Annotated in this window: 13 protein-coding genes, 4 tRNA genes and 2 pseudogenes; 10 read left to right on the top strand and 9 right to left on the bottom strand. The window is 64.1% G+C overall.

Translation table 11 applies throughout. From position 1 onward, the window contains the following. Both LZ198_RS41445 and LZ198_RS41440 read left to right on the top strand, forming a co-directional pair. Window positions 1-196 (top strand): annotated as a pseudogene (locus LZ198_RS41445) (IS5/IS1182 family transposase); the annotation flags it as partial. 286 nt (window positions 197-482) lie between these two features. Further along, on the top strand, window positions 483-1,115 hold the full coding sequence (locus LZ198_RS41440; RefSeq protein WP_253977705.1) for a hypothetical protein: 633 nt from the start codon (window positions 483-485) through the stop codon (window positions 1,113-1,115). Between the two features lie 325 nt (window positions 1,116-1,440). Here LZ198_RS41440 and LZ198_RS43850 read toward each other — a convergent pair. Then, window positions 1,441-1,563 (bottom strand): annotated as a pseudogene (locus tag LZ198_RS43850) (IS256 family transposase); the annotation flags it as partial. Here LZ198_RS43850 and LZ198_RS43120 point away from each other — a divergent pair. The 6 genes from LZ198_RS43120 to LZ198_RS41410 all read left to right on the top strand — a co-directional run bounded on the left by LZ198_RS43120 (window position 1,517) and on the right by LZ198_RS41410 (window position 5,000). Then, on the top strand, window positions 1,517-2,257 hold the full coding sequence (locus LZ198_RS43120) for a transposase (RefSeq protein WP_256560367.1): 741 nt from the start codon (window positions 1,517-1,519) through the stop codon (window positions 2,255-2,257). The pseudogene LZ198_RS43850 and the gene LZ198_RS43120 overlap by 47 nt on opposite strands. A 96-nt stretch (window positions 2,258-2,353) precedes the next feature. Further along, window positions 2,354-2,439: transfer RNA gene (locus tag LZ198_RS41430), tRNA-Tyr, on the top strand. Between the two features lie 31 nt (window positions 2,440-2,470). Beyond that, a tRNA-Ile gene (locus tag LZ198_RS41425) sits at window positions 2,471-2,541 on the top strand. Window positions 2,542-2,627: 86 nt separating this feature from the next. Next, window positions 2,628-2,698, top strand: a tRNA-Lys gene (locus LZ198_RS41420). A gap of 6 nt (window positions 2,699-2,704) precedes the next feature. Beyond that, a tRNA-Asn gene (locus tag LZ198_RS41415) sits at window positions 2,705-2,776 on the top strand. Window positions 2,777-3,809: 1,033 nt separating this feature from the next. Next, entirely contained in the window at window positions 3,810-5,000 is a 1,191-nt protein-coding gene (locus LZ198_RS41410) for a hypothetical protein (protein WP_253977703.1), read from the top strand. A gap of 174 nt (window positions 5,001-5,174) precedes the next feature. Here the strand turns inward: LZ198_RS41410 and LZ198_RS41405 are convergent, their stop codons facing one another. Then, complete coding sequence (locus LZ198_RS41405) at window positions 5,175-5,492, bottom strand: hypothetical protein (RefSeq protein WP_253977702.1); 318 nt, start codon at window positions 5,490-5,492, stop codon at window positions 5,175-5,177. Between the two features lie 20 nt (window positions 5,493-5,512). After that, a complete protein-coding gene (locus tag LZ198_RS41400; RefSeq protein ID WP_253977701.1) occupies window positions 5,513-5,920 on the bottom strand; it encodes a hypothetical protein in 408 nt (135 codons plus the stop codon). A 545-nt stretch (window positions 5,921-6,465) separates the two neighbouring features. On the opposite strand from LZ198_RS41400, the gene LZ198_RS41395 reads away from it, so the two are divergent. Continuing rightward, window positions 6,466-7,227 (top strand): YecA family protein, encoded by a 762-nt coding sequence (locus LZ198_RS41395; RefSeq protein WP_253977700.1) that lies wholly within the window; start codon window positions 6,466-6,468, stop codon window positions 7,225-7,227. Between the two features lie 60 nt (window positions 7,228-7,287). Here LZ198_RS41395 and LZ198_RS41390 read toward each other — a convergent pair whose 3' ends face one another. From LZ198_RS41390 to LZ198_RS41370, 5 genes are all read right to left on the bottom strand, one after another. Then, on the bottom strand, window positions 7,288-8,622 hold the full coding sequence (locus LZ198_RS41390) for a hypothetical protein (protein ID WP_253977699.1): 1,335 nt from the start codon (window positions 8,620-8,622) through the stop codon (window positions 7,288-7,290). Then, on the bottom strand, window positions 8,619-10,679 hold the full coding sequence (locus LZ198_RS41385) for a hypothetical protein (protein WP_407667516.1): 2,061 nt from the start codon (window positions 10,677-10,679) through the stop codon (window positions 8,619-8,621). The genes LZ198_RS41390 and LZ198_RS41385 overlap by 4 nt, the downstream gene beginning before the upstream one ends. Window positions 10,680-10,809: 130 nt before the next feature. Continuing rightward, window positions 10,810-12,255: a hypothetical protein gene (locus tag LZ198_RS41380; RefSeq protein ID WP_253977697.1), complete on the bottom strand. Its 1,446-nt coding sequence runs from the start codon at window positions 12,253-12,255 to the stop codon at window positions 10,810-10,812. 633 nt (window positions 12,256-12,888) lie between these two features. After that, window positions 12,889-13,809 (bottom strand): DUF2381 family protein, encoded by a 921-nt coding sequence (locus LZ198_RS41375; RefSeq protein ID WP_253977696.1) that lies wholly within the window; start codon window positions 13,807-13,809, stop codon window positions 12,889-12,891. A gap of 72 nt (window positions 13,810-13,881) precedes the next feature. After that, a complete protein-coding gene (locus LZ198_RS41370; RefSeq protein ID WP_253977695.1) occupies window positions 13,882-15,819 on the bottom strand; it encodes a serine/threonine-protein kinase in 1,938 nt (645 codons plus the stop codon). Window positions 15,820-16,171: 352 nt separating this feature from the next. Between LZ198_RS41370 and LZ198_RS41365 the strand changes: the two genes are divergently transcribed. Next, window positions 16,172-16,519, top strand: coding sequence for a helix-turn-helix domain-containing protein (locus LZ198_RS41365; protein ID WP_253977694.1), 348 nt, complete (start codon window positions 16,172-16,174; stop codon window positions 16,517-16,519). A gap of 77 nt (window positions 16,520-16,596) precedes the next feature. Here the strand turns inward: LZ198_RS41365 and LZ198_RS41360 are convergent, their stop codons facing one another. Next, window positions 16,597-17,763, bottom strand: a complete 1,167-nt coding sequence (locus LZ198_RS41360) for a serine/threonine protein kinase (protein WP_253977693.1) — start codon at window positions 17,761-17,763, stop codon at window positions 16,597-16,599. Window positions 17,764-18,217 lie beyond the last annotated feature (454 nt).

The following is an 18,217-nucleotide window of genomic DNA, read 5'->3' as shown; positions in this document are numbered from 1 at the left end:
CATTGCCCGTCCAGGCGTTGAATCCAAGGAGAGACTCGGTCTCTACCGCTGGGTCGTGGAACGAACCCAGGCCTGGAAGAACCAGTTCCGCCGGCTTCGAGTCCGCGACGAACGCAGGGACGATGTCTACTTCGGCTTCCTCGTCCTCGGTTGCTGCCTCATGCTCCTGCGCCGCCTCTACCCTGACATTTGTTAGAGCCTGTAAGCCCCTGAATCACAAGGGTTTTCACCCCACGACGATTCAGAAGACACTCTCTCCGCTCTGCGACGCAGAACGCGATTGCCCATCCATTCGGCCGCGGATTGGGCTTTCTTTCGCCCAATGTTGATAATAACTCAATGATTTTGATCGCTTGCGGGAGGGGAACGAGCCCGGGACGACCGTCGAAACGACGCCCTGACACAGGCTCGTCGCGGTGAGCGAAATGGCGCCGTTGGGTGGCGCAGCTCGACATACGCGTCTCCTCGCGTATCATCCATCGATGAGCGATAATCCGGTCTCGGACCGATACCATGCTTGCATCGCGCCCCTCGCGGCTTCCTCGGTGGCGAAAGCTGGTCGGTGCGTGCTGTCGTATGGCCACAATGGCGCCGATCTCGCCCGCGTACGACAGACTCTGACACTGCCCGCGGCACTCGAGCGCTTCTACGAGCAGGCTGATTCCATGCAGATCCGATGGCGCTTGCAACAAGGCGCCGCAATCGAGTACCTCGACCGCGAGATCGACATCGTTGGGGGAGAGGCGAACGTGCTCCCTGTTTCCACATGCGTCGACGGCATCGACGGCCGACGTGGAGCGGAACTACTCGACCCGTACGGATCCTTTCCGGAGGCGCGTGAGTTGCTCGACCGCCTCACGCCCTTCGATTACTGCGAGGGCGAGTTCGCGGTCTGCCTCGAAATGGAATCGGGCCGGGTCCTCGACCGGCTGCATTTCGTGCCACTCGACGGAGTCGGAGAGATCCGGCCGCTGCCCGTGGGCGTCGAGGACTATTTGCAGCACGGCTTTGCCATGCGTTTCATACACCACTGGGTCGAGGCAGCATTCTTCGACAGTCCTGACTGGACGGCGTTCTCGAAGCACTATCTCGCGCAGATCTTCGGTTCGAAGTAGGAGATCGATTACTCGCTCTTCGTCGGAAGTCGGAACGTGAAATCTCGTGAGATTTCCGTGTGCTGCTGCCGAAGGTTCGACGCGCTGACCCATCGACACCGGAGCATCCGGTTGCTCTCTTTCGGACGTGCGGACGAACCGGGAGAGAACGAGATGGGGCAGCGCGCAAGAATCCTTATACAGATCGCAGGCGTTCGCGGCTTCAAGGTCATCGGCCACCGATGGGAGGGCGCCGACGGGCAGCTCGTCGTGCCGGTCATGGGCTTCGATGTCCCACCGAGCGCGCACCTCGTGCTCACGCTCGCGCGTCGCTGGACGGGGCGATGCGCAACCGCTTCACGTGAACCTTGGGGAAAGAGAAGAAGCAGGTGGCCACGGCGACGCCCTCGCGCAGGCACTCCATGGCTTCGGGGACCTGGAACCCCAGGCCTGACTGGAGCGCCTCCAAGCTCCCCTGTGTCAGGGAAGTTGTCGCCTCGGCTGACGGGCCGAGCGGACCACCCTATGGGGGCGCGAGCAGGCAGAGCGCGGTGTCGTACACGGATGCCTTCAAGGCGGAGATGGTGAAGAGGATGGTGGGGCCAGGAGCAGTGAGAGCTGCGGCGCTTCCGCGCCAGGTGGGAGTCTCCCAGACGTCACTGTCACAGTGGTTGCGCGAGGCGCGTAGGGTAGCGGCGATGACGCCGCCGCCCGAGGAGAAGAAGCCCGCTGGCCCGAAGAAGTGGACGCCGGAGGAGAAGCTGCGGGTGCTGGTGGCAGCCCAGGAGCTGGAGGGTGAGGAGTTGGGGGCGTTGCTGCGCCGCGAGGGGCTGCATGAGGCGCAGCTGAATGAGTGGCGGCAAGTGACGGTGGGAGCCTTGGGCGAGCAGCCTGGCCCCGTCACCACGAGCGCCTGGAGCGAGCCGAGGCAATGGAAAGAAGAGCTCGTCGTGTCAGGGACGAAATTCGATCACCGTAGATCCCAGGAGAAAGGAGCGGCGACCATGACGACGTTGACGGTGCGGACGAACCCGGTGAAGCGCAGCTATCGCAACAGCCTCTGGCCCCAGCTCGACGCCGCCTCCTGCGCCATTGTGGGCTTCTCCTCGAAGTCCCTCGTGGGATTCGACCGGATTGGCGCTCATCCGCCCGTACCCTGCTGACGCTTGCGCTCCTTCACTGGCGCGCCAAGCCACTCAGGAGGCCGGGCTCCCACTCTGGGGACCCGGCCTCTCGGCTTTCCGGGCCCCCCTTCTCCAGGGGACGTAGAGCGCTAGGGGAGGCGCGCGGGCCTGTAGAGCCCGAGCCCGACAGGGCCCGCTGGGTTCAACTCCCAGCGTCCCCATGCAGTCCCGCAATCCCTCACATGCAGTCCACGGGGTATGGCTCAAAGGCAGAGTGCTCGCCTGATATGCGAGCGGTCCCGGTTCGAGTCCGGGTGCCCCGACTCGAGATGTGGATTCCGGCTCACTGACAACTGAATCGTCGTGGTGAATGAACGCCGCCCGCGCGCATCGGGGCGGCAAGCAATCTGCCTCCGTAGCTCATTGGTAGAGCATCCGCCTCTTAAGCGGACGGCGAGGGTTCGAATCCCTCCGGAGGTACTCCATTCCCCGGTAGCTCAATGGCGGAGCAGGCGGCTGTTAACCGCAAGGATGAGGGTTCGAGTCCCTCCTGGGGAGCTGATTGAAAGGGCATTCAAACTGGCAGTGCCCTTCCGGTTAACACGAGCCTCGCGATGAATATCGCGGGGCTTTCGTGCTTAAGCCCCTGAATTACAAGGGTTTTCAGCCCACGACGATACAGAGGACACTCTCTACGTTCTGCGACTGAGAACGCGATTGCCCATCCATTCGGCCGCGGATTGGGCATTCTGGGGCTCTCTTTCGTCCAATCTGGGGAGAGAGCAACCGAGAGCGGTTAACAGGTGCTGTTAACCATTGGGGCAGCGGTTAACACAATTCCCTGAGAGTCTTAGTTCTCCGCTCTAGGGTTTCCAGGACGGCCGCTCTCTCTGCTTTTCGGTTTCGTCCATTACATGCTTTGCAGGCTTCCGAAGAGGAGGCGCTAGGCGGGCAAGGAGCCCACAATGGGCCGGTCCTGGCACTCTTGGTCTGCGTCCCCGGCGGCCCACCTACCGCAACACCACCGATCCTCGCGCCGCCCCAGGAACCACCACTTCCAACAGGGTCCGCTGCGACGCTGCCCTCCCTCGCCCGGGGCCCGCGCTTCGCAGCCCTGAGGGACCTCCACGCTGGGGAAGCGGGTGCCAAGCTCGCAGGTCAAGGCGTCAGGGGCCATCCCGTGATTTGACCAAGTAGTACGAGCCTCGGCGCGAGGACGCCCCTGGCCGCGTGGTGTTGAGGCGATCAAGACCACCCACAGGCCCAAGCTCAGGCTTTGCGCACCCAGATGGGAGGGCAGCCCTTGGGCAGCAGTGCGCCCTACAGGGGGGCGCAGCTCCCGACATGGGCCCGGCCCACAGTTCACAGTTCGGGCAACTCTCGTGCGCGGCTCTCCTCGGCCCCTCCGCCCCAGCCATCGCCTTCAACCGGTCTCCCACTTTTCTTATGCTCTTTTGGTTATGCGTCGAGGGACATTCCCTCGGAGAATCGCTGGGGCAACGAGGAAAGTGACCAAGTACGGCTAACCAGTAGCCCTCCAGTGGGCAGGTCTTGACATCAAGAGTGTCCTATTCGGCACCGGGGAGTTGAAATGGCGATTGTGACATATGTGCTTGGGGACTGCCCTGGGTGCGGCACAAAAGACAGTTTCGGCAACGTGGACGTGTACAAGACCCACATCTATCGTGGCTGCAAACGCTGTCGCCATCATGAACGTGTGCCTCTGCCCGCGCTCAAGAAGCAGGTGCTTTACCTAGATCAATTCTTCTTTTCGAGTGCATTCCGCTCCGGCGATGACCGTTACCTAGAAGCGGCCGACCGTATCGCGAGGTTGACCTCCCTACAGCTACTTGCTGTTCCGTATTCATCCATTCACGAGGACGAGACGAATCAATGGGAAAAGCGCGATGAGCTACTCAAATTCATCAAGGCCACAGCTAGGGGAGAAGAGTTTGAGCCCGCATACGAAGTTGAGCACACACAATTACTCAAGGCATTCCGAGCATGGTTGGCAGGGAAGCCCGCACCGTATCAACTAGAACCAAGCGACGCACTGAACGACGATATTCATGGATGGAACAGCTACCTGCGCATTGACGTCAGCAAGTACTTTGGCAATATCGACCTCGTCCGCGATCTCAAGCGCCAGTCGAATGAAGGCCTAATCGACCTGTTTGACAAGTGGCGAGAATCAAACACTTCCTTCGGGGAGGACCTGAAGGCTGAGTATACGGCCATGGGACGTTCATACATGGACTTCTATATTCAATATGCGGGGCGCATTGCCCGTGGCGACTACGCGGCCATTCATGACGCGCCCATAATCTCAAGTATCGTCGAATCCATGCTCCGAGTCATTCCGCCGGAGATTCCTGCAGACCAGCGTCTCAAAAGGTGCCTTGAGTTTCTTCTATCCGACCACTTCAAGGAAACACCGTACCAGTGGGTCAACGCACACATGCTTGCAACATTGAAGATGATGGTCAACGAGGGCGCCTACAAGAAGCGCGAGAAGGCGCTGAAGCGCCTGCGCGGCTTCTTCTTTGATCTAAAGCACATCGCAACCTATGCACCATACGTCGATGCGTTTGTCATGGACCAGCCCATGGCTGAACTCGTCACTAGGCCAACTGTGGCGTTGGAGTCGCGATACAGCGTGAAGACATTCAACCTCAACAACTGGAGCGAACTGCTCGCTTGGCTTGAAGAGATTGAGGCGGCTGGCATGACAAGCGAACATCGAGCAGCGCTTGCATCTGCATATCCGGGACTGAAGATTTGATTCGATCCGGCCAGAGGCGGATTTGGATTGCTTTCGCCTTTACCACGGAAGCCTCCGACCCTGGAATGCGGCAAGTATCCCGAATGCCACCCAAAGTGGTACCTGCCCCATCAGTCCGCTCCGCCCTTCGCCACCTGGACAAAGCCCGTTTCGGGGCTGGCCTCCAGTGGGTTCCTACTTCTTCTTTCCGCTGTACTGTTCGTTAACCCAGCCCAGGGCAGGACGAAGGCACGCCTCAACCGTAGCGCCCACTTGCCAAGGAAAAGAAGTGGGTCCCCAAAGCTCCAGGTCCTGGCTGCCGATCTTCACGGCATAGCGCTGCTCGTACTTCGCGGCGTACCTAGCTACCGCTCCGGGGCGCAGATCTTCCGCTGCAGTGATCCGGAAGTGCTGCCCATCCTTTGTGACCACCTCCACTGTGTTCGAGCTAACCCCCCATATCTCCACGAGGTTTCCGAAAACACCCTCTTCAATTTTCAGGAGCTTGTTCATGGTTTGAGCACCGTAACCACTCACGCCACCCAGTCAAAGAAAATCCGGGAACACGTGACTTCAACCCTGAGTTCAGTTGAACTCACGGAAGGATACGCAGTGCCGGAGGACGAGGCCAGCGCTGCAATTCGCGCGGACACGTCGTCTTCATGTGCTCGACTTGCTTCCGCCTTCTGCCGCGCTTCTTCGATGGAGGCCGCCATCGCAGCCGCCTCGCGCGAACTCTCGATCCCGTTGCCGATGGCGCCGAAGACAATAATGACAGAAGCAATCGCACCGATGACGGCAGCGGCATGGTGCTTGGAGTCCCTCTTCCTGAAGACTGCGACGCACCAAGCAAGAGCGCACACTCCCAAGACGGCGCCTGGATAGCCAAGCCTCATGGCCCAGCCCATGAGGCCCAGCACGAAGCTGGAGGCGATGAGCACGACAGGGACGGACATCCCCTTCGACTGCGCCGGCTGCGGAGGAGGAGGCGAAAGCGGTTGTGGAGAAGAGGCCTAGCTTATGCCGGGATGATGCAGCCTCCCCTACTCTCCTCGTCAAGCGGGTACTCCCGCTCTTGAGGGGTCTCTCTCGGCGCTCCGCAGACTGCCTCGATGAATCGCCCCGGGCCCGCACGTCTCTGCCCTCCGCCCGCGGACAGAGACGCTCCAGGGCCTCCTGTCCTCGCCTTCGAACACGGCGCGCTCGAAGGCATCTCCGCGCCTCGGGGTCCATACTACCCAGGGGTTAGCCCCGCGCGGCTGGCAGATAAACCTCACCAAGGGACCAGTCGAACAATCCGTACACCTCCAACAAGGAGCAACGCGCAACGACAGGTGTGCAGCCCACTTCTTCTTGAGGGGCATCCGCATGGTTTCAGCCCGGGGCACTCCTGTGCCCCTCTTTGCACCAGCCCACCTCGCTCAAACAGACTCCTTCCGTCCTATACTCTGAACCACGGGTTCGGCATGACCTGGGAGACTTGCCTATGCAACACGACGACTACTTTGACGCGTTCAAACTCGCAGCACAGAAGTCGGTTGAACTCGGGCTCATCAGCAACGTTCCCGACAAGAAGCCCGAGCTGGGGCATGCCATCGACGCCTTTGGACTCGTCGGTAGCATGATCAACTCGATGAGGCATGAGTCAACCCAAATCAGAACCATGTGTGGCCAGATCCATGCCGAACTCTGGCGGTGGCTCCGTTCAGAAGGAGTGAACTGCCTTGTCACCATCGGGGACGTCGAGATCGGCGGCAAGCGTGAGTTCGGAACGACCTACACCCAGTTGGAACTGGAAATGCGTGGTGCTTTACGAGATAGCACCAAGCCGTACGCATTCCACGTCTGGCTGACATTTCCAGATATCCACATCATCGACGTGACGTACTTCGTATACAAGCATCACGACCTCCTGCCCGAGCGGTGGACGTGGAGCGAGTATGTCGTGTGCTCGTCCCACTCGTTCTCGCGCGGCGTGGACACTCGCTATGTTCCGTTCTTGATCGGCGATGCGACAATGGTCGAACGGATCATCTTCAACGAGCCTCTCGCACAAATCAAAAATCTCATGAAAACGCCGAATGACCTCCTGGGCGCGATGACGGCCCTCGGTATTGGCGGCCGACCTGCTGACATGTTCGGAAAGGCCAGCACAGCGGCACATGGAAAGGTTGGCCGAAACGAACCGTGTCCTTGCGGTAGTGGCCGGAAATTCAAGCGTTGCCACGCCTCCGAGGGCGGAGCCTGAACCTTACCTTCCGGTCCTGCGGGCAGATTAGCTGCCACCGTCAGGCTCGGACGCATCCAGTCAGGGCCGGTACCGCTCCGCCTCCTTGAAGAACTGCGTGAGCGAGTACTCCAGCAGCGACTGGCGGGACTGCATGTACCGGCGGGCGCGGAGGAAGGGCAGCCAGATGCGCTTGCCCACGCACACCTGGGACTCTTCCATCTTCTGCCGCAGCACCCACGTCCCTCCCAACCGCCGCACCAGCACGCCCCCCAGGTAGGCGCCCAGCGCCGGAGCTGTGTGACTGTCGATGAGGTCGCGCGTGTACCGCTCCGGGAAGTTGTCCCGCCAGAAGTAGAAGTCCAAGTCCCTGAGAGACTCGGCCGTCTCGTCCATAATGGAGGGCACTTTGGAGTGCAGTGCCGCCACGAGGCCTTCGGACAAGTCGCCGTAGGACTCGAGGACGCGCTCCGGATTCGCCACGTCCGAGGGATGAGCAACAGGGAGCCACTCCTCCGGCACCGGCGGCCGGTAGGCGTTGAGTTCGGCAATCTTCCGTTGCCGCTCGCTGATGGCGAACTCGTCCGGCAGGCGCGAGAGGAAAGGCGCCACGTCAGGGTGGAAGCGCGGCTCGACGGGTACGAGGGCGGCGCTGCGCTCCTTCAGCGTGCGGAGCACCGTGTCGAAGTCGAGGTCCGGCCGCAGGTGGACATGGGCTCGGGCCTGCACCACACGCGCCTCCTCACTCGCGAACTCGGCGGCAGTCGGCCATAGCACCAGGAGGATGGAGCCGTTGGGGAGTTCCTCCACGAGGTGCGCAGGCGTCGAGAGCATCCGCTCCCTGCCTACGGACTCCACCAACTTCGGATCGAAGAGGTTAAGCCAATATAGCTCGTAGACCTTATCGAATCCGTCTCTATAAACGGTCTCATCATCCCGTCCGAAACTGGGGGCGCCGGACAACTGATCATCAGCCATGCTATGCGCCATTGCATAGGCGGCAGGATATTTTATGCCCCAGGCTCTGACCATATCCACGAAGAGGCGGCAGCGTTCGAGACCTGTGAAGAACGATGTTGGTTGAACATAGAGGCTGATGCTCAACCGTGGCCGACGGGTGGCAATCCCGACATAGGTCGTCATGGACACAGCCGGAGACGACGAGCGGTGCAATACGATAGACGTACTCTTGTCCCGCCGCTCTTCAGCCAACGCCTTCCATATTGAACCACGCGAGTATGTACGCTTCCGCATCCCCTCAATGACGTCCGGCATCCAGCCGCCGGCATTCTCTTCAAGCGCCTGAAATAGAGGTGCAAGCTCGTATTCTAGGGTGGCCTGCTGGTCGAAAGCCCCCTCAAAAGAAAGCCGCAGGCTGTCCTTGGCGTCCAAGTCTTTCAGGGTCAGCGGTTTCATGGGAACAGAACCTCCACTCCTTCGACCTCGTCCTTAACGGCCTCCAAGGCAGTCTTCAATTCACGAGCATCAGCAGGCTTGAGCTTACCACCCTCGTAGACCAAACGAACTCTCTTCACTTCTGCCGTCCGCCTAAGATCTGGCCTGCGGATGTCCAGCGTCTCGCCGTAATACCTCCGGGCGTTCTTGGCGTCTGCAACCATCTGCGAAGCCAGCTCTTTCGGTGTCAGCAGACTGAGGTCCCGACTCTTGAAACTGAACGTCTCGACGCGGGGCAGCGGGCCAGCAGAGGGCCCCTCTTCGATGACGAGCACGTCCGCGAAGCGCAGGTCCGCCTTCGCCACCCCCACATGCGTCTCGATGCGGGGCTGGTCGAAGTCCTTGAGCCACCGCCTCTTCGCCCGCGGAAGGGCCGCGTCCGCCTCCAAGAGGGCGACCATCGTCCGCTCGAAGGCCAGGCCTCGGGCATACCTGTCACGAACGAGTTGGTAACCAACCCACTTCAGTGGCCCCTTCTCTGCGATCCCCTGCTTGATTTCAGCGACCCTCGTCTCCAGATACGCCACGTAGTCGGCCCAGAGTGGCTGCGAAGTCACCGCGGCAGGAGCCGTCTTCTGCAAGGCCTGGCGGTGCCGCGTCAGCTCCGCCACCTCCATGGGCATGCGCTCTCCTGGGAACTCCGCCTCCAACTGCTTGAACTTCGCCTCCGCCACCTCGGCCGGGAGTCCGGCCGCCTCCGGGGGCACGGAGGGGCGGGTTCCGCCCCTTCTCCCGGAGTTCCCGCCGTTGGACGCGACACTCGGGGGCTCGCGATACCGCACCGCCAATGTGGCCTGCGCCTGAGCGACGTTGCCCCGCGCCTCGTGCAGCGCCAGCGCGCCCGCCTCGCCCCATTCCCCCACCAGAATGGCTGCCTCCCGGTTCTGCTGGAGGTGGCGGGCCAACTCCCCCACGGCGCTCTCCCCAAGCCGCGCTTCCAACCTCTCCAGCACGGCTTTCAACGCCTCCACGCGAGGCACCACCGCTCGGAGCCGAGCCCCCTCCTGCATGGAGAGGCCGGCGTCACGGAGCGCACGCGCCCCCTTCCCACCCGCGTACAAGCCCACCAGGAGGGCGGCGGGCGCCAGCTGTCGCGTGGCCTCCTCGTACTCACGCTTGGCGAGGGAAGCCCCGCCCTGCACCGTCCCCGACGCCAGGTGGTAGAAACCCAGCGGCACGCCGAAGGTGAGGGAGTCAAAGGACGCCAGGGCCACGTTGCCCGGCGCGAAGGCCCCCAGGTACTGCGCCTTCTCCACCTCCTCGTATGCGACTCGGTAGGGCGGCGGGAGCTGCGCGGGCAGCGCCGACGCGTCCACGCTCCGGCTTCCACCGACGAGAGGAATGGAGGCAGCGACGTCGTCCGCGGCCCTCCCCAACCCACGCGCGATGTCGCCGCTGAGGAAGTCCCTTTCCGGGAAGTCGGTGAGGGCCATGCCCCGCTGCTTCAGCTCCTCGCGCACCACTTCCATGGCCCCCAGGGCACGCTTCAGCAGTTTGTCCTCGGCCAGAAGGCGCAGCAGTTGCCGCACCTCGTCGTCGTGGGTGGCGTGCAGGACGAAGAGGGCGAGGACTTCCGCCTTGGCCAGGCCGTGCCTCTCGACAGCGGTGGCGAGGAAGGCCGCGCGCTTCTTGAGGAGGACGCGGGCGGCTTCGGCCTCCAGGGGCCCCAGAGCGCCCAGCCGGACGGCATTCCAGTCCGAGAGGGCCTCCACCAGCCGGGGCATGTCCGCCTGGTGCTGCAAGGCTAGGAAGGCCGCTGGCGTGGTGCACGCCAGGAAGGGCGCCAGCACCTCCTCCTCGGAGTCCAGGTGCGGCCAGCCCGAGGGGACGTCCCCGCAGGAGAAAGACGCCGCCCCGACGACGCGCAGGGGTTCCGTCTCGCCGTGGTCTGACTTATCGGCATGTCCTGGGGCGTGACGAAAAACCAGCGGCTTCCCTTCGTCCTCCGAGCTTGGGGCCACCTCCAGCGAGTCCTCCTCCGGCAGACTCGCGACAGCCAGGCGCCTCGCTTCGGGCATGGGCGTCAGCCCCGCTCCCGAGAGGGCAGAGAGCGCGGGGCCGCGCCCAGCCCAGGAGGACTGGGAGGCACAGGCGACCTGGAGCATCGCCACCGCCAACGCCAGACCGACTCCCCCACGCAGCCGTCGTTCAGCGCACATTGTCCACCCCCAGCCCCATACCCGCGAAGGCCCCCGGCTTCAGCGTCCCCGCCGCCTCCGGGTACAGCAGCGTGCCGCCCTGCCCCAGCAGGAACAGCTTCCCCCCGAGGAATCGCCACCGAACGTCACCCGACACGAGGTAGCGCGCGCCTGAGTCCCCCATTCCCGTCGCCAGCCCACCTACGCCCACGGAGAGGTTCCGGTGGAAGAGCTGCACCTCCAGGCGACCGTCCACGTCGACGCGCCCCCAGTTGAAAGCCTCCACCCCCATCGAGAAGCGCACGTGACGCTGCCGCATCCCCATCAACCGTTCCGCGTCCCAACTGAGAATCACCTCGCCGTAGGCCGAGTACCCATCCGGGAAGGGTGCGTCCGCCAGAGGCCCTGCGACTGGGCCCGCCACCTGGAAGCGCGCCAACTCATAGTCGGGTCCGAAGGCGCCCTGGCGGAAGCCTCCATGCTGGCGGCGTCCCTCCAGGCGCCCCCTCAGGTCCATCATCGCAGACACGGACTCCACGCCCACTCCGGCCACCGCACCCCACGCGCCGCCCTCGCCGGGGCGTCCGCCCCACCCGCCCAGCAGGTGCACCTCGAGGCCCTCAATCCCCTTCCTGCGGCTGAAAACCACGGCCATCGCATTCAGGTGAGCCAGCGTCAGGGGCTTCGACGTGCCTGCCGCCTTCCCCCAGTCATGCGCCACGGACACCGACAGCACGTACCGCTTGGCGTACTTCGCCTTTCCAAGGAGGACGTGTTGCACGTCCAGCGCGACTTCCGCCCCCACCAGGCGCGCCGCGAAGACGTCCGAGGTAAAGGCCTCCGCGTACAACGGCCCCAACGCGCCCGTCACCACCACACCTGCCGGGTGGTAGTCCGGGTTGAGACTGTTGCGATAACGCCGCACCAGGTGCCCAGAAATCAGGGAGTAGTCCTCCAACGTCCCCGCCCAGAGTGAGTAGAGAGAAGCGTCCGCCACCGTGAGCAGGCGCAGCAGTTGCCCCCAGTCGGACAGTGTGTCCCAGTCCTCCTTCCTGACGGGACTGGCTCCCTTCCCGCCGCCCCACAGCCGCAGCCGCACCTGGGCTCCGAGAACGAGCTGAATCCATTCACCCTTGGCCAGCGCCACCATGGGCTCCAACTGCACGAAGCCTTCCTCGCTGCCCGCCCCCCGTCGAGGCAGCAACGTCAAGGTCGAAGCCTCCATGCGCAGCACATTCGTCCAAGGAGGCGCCGTCTCGGAGGTGGTAGGCACCAACGCATCCTCTTCGGGCCGAGCCTCTGCCTCAGGCGCCTCTCCAGCAGGCGTATCCGAGATGGACTCCTCCAACCTGCGAACGGTTTCTTCGAACTCCTCCCAGGAGGACGCCTGTTGCGCCCATCCCTTCCCAGGCAACAGCAACAGCAAGACGACGGCCCAATCCCAATGGATGAACATCGACGCCTCCAGTGAAAGGCCCCGACAGGGGCAACAAAGGACAGAGACTCCCCGTTCGGTCCGACAGCACGCCGGACCGCGGGCGAATGCATTGTTTTGAGGGAGTCGCCGACCGCCTGGCCAAGCCAGCGCGTGGACGGACAAATCCCACTACGGCCGCTGGCACCCCCAGCGCCGCATTACGACTTCGTCGAAGGACAGACGAATCCCGTTACGGAGCCAGGAGGCCCAGCACCGCGCGGTCCACTGGAGCGCAGCCAACGACTGGCGAAGGAAAGGCGCCTCGACGCAGGTCGAAGATACAGCCCCGACAGGCGCAGACGACCACGCCTCAGCGCGAAGGAGGGCGACAGCGCACGCCAGCAAGGCGCGCAACTGCCACGCTCAAGTTCAACGGGAACTCACGAGGGCGGCTCGGAGGCATCGCCCTCGACGTGTGCAGCACCACAGCCAGACGACGGGCGAGCACGTGCTCGCGCGCACTCTTCTGCAGAGAGGTCCATGGGTCCCCCGGGACTCGAAAGCACTGCATCCAAAAGATGCAGTCCATTGAACCTTAAAAGGACATTTCAAACAAGCCCTCCTCACGGCGGATGCGGCTCCTTTGGGACAGCGCAGCGCCGGTGAACAGCCCTATGGGAAGACTACATTGGTGAGGGTGACGGTCCGGCGCCCATCAACATCCCAGAGCTTGAGCGTGAACGGCCCCTGCGGGAACTCCGAGGAGGACTCAGCCTCTACCACCACGCGCTGGTAACCCGGGCCCGGGACGACGGGGCCGGACTGCCACACCTGGAGAACCCGCAACTCCTCTCCTCCCTTGCCCCGGAGGGTGGCTTCCCTGGCCGTCCACGACTGAGCGTCCCCCACGGGCTTAAGGTGAACCTCGATAGCCACCCGGTGAGCCGCACGATAGGCGCGGACAAGGCTTCTGGCTGCGGCGCCTCCGGGCCCCTGACTTACGTCCTTGGTCACCTCGCGATATTCAACTCCGTGCCCGCTTAGGACGTCTGTCGATATGAGTCCCGTCAACCCATCCGGAGCACTTCGCTCCGCGCGCAAGCGCTCATTTTCCTCCTTGCACTTCTCGGCCTCGACACGAGCCTGCCGCACCTCCTCTTGGTAGGTCTCGATGCCCCTCTTGCGCCGATAGACTTCGACATGTGCTTCCGACCGCGCAGGATGCGCGACTAGGACGAACGTCGCGCTGGCAGGAGCCGCACCATCCTGAAAGCGCACCGTCAGGCGGAGCCTGTCTCCCATGGACATTCGCTCAGACGGGACCAGGCGCAGAGTGCTGAGGCCAACATCCAACACCACGAAGCGCTCGGGTGCCTCCAGCACCACCCCGTCCCGCCCCAGATCTGAGTCAAAGATGAATACCGTCGAGAGCCCTGGGCTCACCGCTACCTCACCCACTGGCTGACCATCTTCAGCGACCAGCTCGATTCGGCGAACGCTCAGCCCTGCCGCAGCCTGGGGCGACTGCGCTAGCGCTGCCCCCTCGCCAGCGAGGAGGAGGATCAGCAGTACGGCCGACAGGAAATGATGCACGCGACGTCTCTCCTGGAACCGCTAGCGGCGACACCATTGGCCACTCACGAGCGACTGGTAAACAGCGACACGTCATTCAAACTCGCTCACAGCCTTGACCGTGAGAACAGAGAACACGCGAGCCTTTCCCGCATCACCTCCGCCGCCCTCAATCTCGAGTCCGCGTGTGTTCGATCCGTCCTGCACTTCCAAGCACACGGGGAAGCTTCCCTTGCTGGTGCGAGCCCGAGTCAATCGGACATAAACGCGGTCAGCTACAATAAGCCGCCCAGACAGCGTGGCCCCGGCGTCAGTCCCCAGGAAAACCTGCGCGGTGCCGTCCCTCACTGTGATGTACTTTTCTTCTCCCTGGACGAAGGATCCAACCGCCACACGCCCAATCTTCATACCCAGCCTCTTCATCCCCTCCTCAGCTCCTGCCGGGCAGGGTTCCGACTCCGGAGGAGGGCGCACTTGCGCGCCCGTGCAGGCCAGCGCGCCGCAAAGGGCCGTGGCAGCGAGCGTCGCGCCCACACTCTTCGCGGCTCGCTTCGTTGGAGTCGGGGGACTGGGAGGGGTGTCGCTCTTCGGCGTTGTCGTCACGGTGGCAGTCACCTTCGGGTTCGCCGCGGCTGGCGCGACGGCCGCAGGTGTTGCCTCCGGCCCGGTGGGAGCTGCGGCTCGGGCAGCTTGAGGTTTCTTCGCAGAGGGCGCTACTTCTTGGCGGTGGCCTGAAGCCTCCTGTGGAGGGGACACTGGCCGCAGGAAAAGGGCTGTCGAGGTGAGGGCCAGGCAGACCAAGCCCGCCCCCAACACCCGCCCCTTCCTGAGCCGTGAGAAGGGCGAGCGCCGCCGCACCTCTGGGACGAACGATTCCGCCACAACTCGCGACGCGTCCGGCTCCTCCCGCGTCGGTGCAGCAGGCAGCCGCGTCTCCTCAGGCGACACGACTGCGGGCTCAGGAGGCGGCTGGGGCGCCATGGCCAGATGACGGTCGCCCGGCTCCGCCGGCAGCTCCGCCAGGGCAGGGCCTGGAGGCTTTCCCCGACGTAACTTGCGCAGAGGGACTTTCATCCACTGGAGCATCTTGTCCGCCCCACCCTCCGTCGTCGCGGAGTGAGGCCCATACGTGTCGCAGAGGGGAGTAGTCCACGCCTCTCCCTCTGCGCCGGCCAGCACCTCCTCGAGAGCCAGGCAGACAGCGCTCGCCTCGGGGCGCGCCGCAGGCTCCTTCTCCAGCAGCCGCATGCACAGCCGACTCAATGCCTCTGGGACAAGTCGGTTCGCAACGTGGGGCGGCGCAGGCGTGCTGAAGAGGACGGCGTCAACAAAGGCCGCGTCGCTCCCCTCAACGAAGGGCCACCGCGCCGTCAGGAGGCGGTAGAGGACGACGCCCAGCGCCCACACGTCGTCCGCAGGGCCTGGGACGTAGCGGGTGTCCCTAACCCCCGCAGCCGTCCGCACGAAGCGCCACATCTCGGGCGGGCGGTACTCCGGAGTCCCAGGAGGCACTCCCGACTGGGTGACGCCGGGGGCACCCTTGTAATCCCCCACCCCGTAGTCCACCACCACGGCCACCCCGCCCGCCGTGCGCACCATGACGTTGGACTCTTTGATGTCCCTATGCACCACCCCTGCCTCGTGTGATGCCGCCAGCGCCCGCGCCACATCAAGGGATACTAGCGCCACCTCTCGGGCCGAAGGGTTCTCCTCCTTCACCCAGTCGCCCAACTGCCTGCCCTCGACGTACTCCATGGCGATGAGGACGAACTCGGGCGCCACCGCCGGCCAGTAGGTGAAGCCTCGAATCCCCACTACGTTGGCGTGCTTCAAGCGCAGGAGGATGGAGATTTCCCGCTCCACCCGACCGCCCACGCGCCGCAACTGCACCAGCTTCAGGGCGTAGGACTGCCCCTCTTGCGTCGCGAGGTACACGGTACCGAAGCCGCCACGCCCCAACTGCCGCACCACCGTGTAGCCCATCGCCACGTCCCCGGGGGACAGCACGGCCGGGGGGCCGTCGTCCCTCATGGTGACTTCCTCTCGGAGACTGCAGGCAACAGGACTGCGGCGTCGCGCATTCAGCGTCCTCCCCAACGCAAGGCGACGACGTTACCAGAAGCCCAGGGAAACCACGTGAAGTCTCCTTCGGGCGGCCATTCATTCTGACGGCAGCGACTGCACCTGAAAGGTACACTTCAATCGTCAATTCGGCAGGACTTGGGCATGGTCATCCACCCATCCGCTCCCATCGAACTCCTCCCGCCCACGGCGCCGTTCGTCAGTACGACGAACGCCGGGGGCAGCCCTTCTCCGCATCTGACAAGCCCTGCGCGAGCATGCACGAACGCGCCCGCACCTCAGGTACACTTCCCAGCACGCCATGAATGAAGAACTCGCAGCCACCATCGGAACTATCTCCCGTGCCGCCCGGGAGCAGATGGGCCTCACGCAGGCGGAAGTCGCGGACCGCGTGGGCCTGGTGCCTCCCGTCTACAGCCGCCTGGAGCGCGGGCAGATGCTGCCCAGCGTCCCAACGCTGTACCGCCTCTGCACCGAGCTGATGCTCTCCCCGGAGGACCTGCTGGGGCTCTCCGAGTCCTCCAAGAAGGGGCCTCGCACGCGTCCCGAGGACGAGGCCTCCCTGCGCCGGCTGCTCTTCCTCGCGCGGAAGCTGGACGAGCGGAAGTTGGACGCCCTCCTCCGCGTGGCCACCGAGTTGGCCCGCTGAGCACCTCGCGGACGGCGGGCCACTACGGCTCGCCGCGCTCCCTCAGGCCCTCCTCCACCTCGGCGAGGGTGGGCGGACTACACCTTCTTGAGGGCCACAAGCTCGTGCGCCTCCAGGCCCTCGGGGTAGAGGCCTGCCTCTCCGAATTCAACCTTGTCCCGCATGCCACCGCCTTCGGACACCACGCGGGCGGCCTCCCTGGCCGATTCCGCGCGTCCATACGGGCCTGAAGCCAGCGACTGGGAAGCACCGCGCAGGGCGTCTCGCATCTCCGCCGCCGAGGCGAAGCGCTCCTCGGGGTTGAGTCGCAGGGCCGTGTGCAGCACGGCTTTGACTTCGCCAGGCAGACTGGCCACCGCCCTCTCGACGAAGGCCTCGTCCAGGGTGTCCATGAGGGCCTCCATCTGCTTCAAGGGCAGCGTGGGCTGCATCTCCGGCCGAAGGCGACTCTCCTTCGTCTGCGGGGGGACATCCTGGACGTCGAAGAGGTGCTGGCCCGTGAGGACTTCAACCAGCAGGACGCCCAGGCTGAAGACATCCGAGCGCGGCGTCAGGGGCACCCGGCGCAGGTACTCCGGGCTGACGTAGGCGACATCGCCGCGCAGCAGGCTCTCCGGTGACTCCTCCCGCCCCACCAGCAACGAGTACGCCGAGCCGAAGTCCAGCAGCTTCACCTCTCCGTGCTGGCCAACGACGATGTGCCGCGGACTCACGTCCCGGTGGATGATGCCCAGCGGCCTGCCGCGCGGAGTCGTCAGTGTGTGCGCGTAGTGCAGCGCGTCCGCCACCTCGGCCCCCGCGTAGAGTCCGAACGCCACCGAGAGGGGCTTACCGCGGACTACCGCCGCAGTCACCAGCGTCTCCAAAGAGGGGCCGTCCACGTACTCCATGACGACGTAGGGGGCGTCTTCCACCTCGTCGAATTCCAGGTGGAAGATTTGGGCGATGCCCGGGTGGTTGAGGCCGAGGGCCAACTGCATCTCCTCGGCCAGGCGCTTGCGCCCCATGTACTCCGTGGGGCTGGGGAGGCGTCGAACAAGGCAGGGGCCGGAGAGCGACTCCCCCGTCACGCGCCGCTGCACCTGCAGCAGCACCTCTCCGCTCGCCCGCGTCTCCAACTCCCGCACCGCCTCGTAGCGCACGTCCCCCACCGTGAAGAGGTAGCGCGGCGATTCTGGGGTGGGCGGAGCGGACCTACTGGTTGACCACTCCTCCGTCGTCACGTCTTCGCTGTCCTTCGTCATGGTCACGCCTCCACACAGACAGGGGCTCAAGGGGCCGCCGGCCTGCAGGGGCCGCCTCAAGGCACCTAATGAGTTCATCGACGCACCTTCCAAGTAACATGGCGCGGGGACTCATGTGAAGTCCTTCTGACACCCGCAGAGGACCTGCACGCGTCTGCGGCTCGGCAGGAACGGAAGGGCCGAGGCCCGGGTGCGTCGGACCCCAGTCAAGCCTTTCAAGCGTGGCCTGGACATTGACGCAAGCGCAGTCGAGGCCCGTGCGGTAGCGGGCACAGGCACTGCGGATGCCATGACCGGCGTTATGCCTGGTGTACCGCACCGGATTGGTGAGACACCAGGTTGGTCGTAATCAGGCCGCCTGTTTCAGCATCAGCTCCCGCCGGGCCTGACTCGGCGAGAGGAAGTGGTGACGCTCCAGCAGCCAGTGCTCGTTGTAGCGGTGAGCCCAGTCCAG

The organism is Myxococcus dinghuensis, from assembly GCF_024198235.1.
Lineage (GTDB): Bacteria > Myxococcota > Myxococcia > Myxococcales > Myxococcaceae > Myxococcus > Myxococcus dinghuensis.
This window is presented reverse-complemented; position numbering and strand designations above follow the sequence as displayed.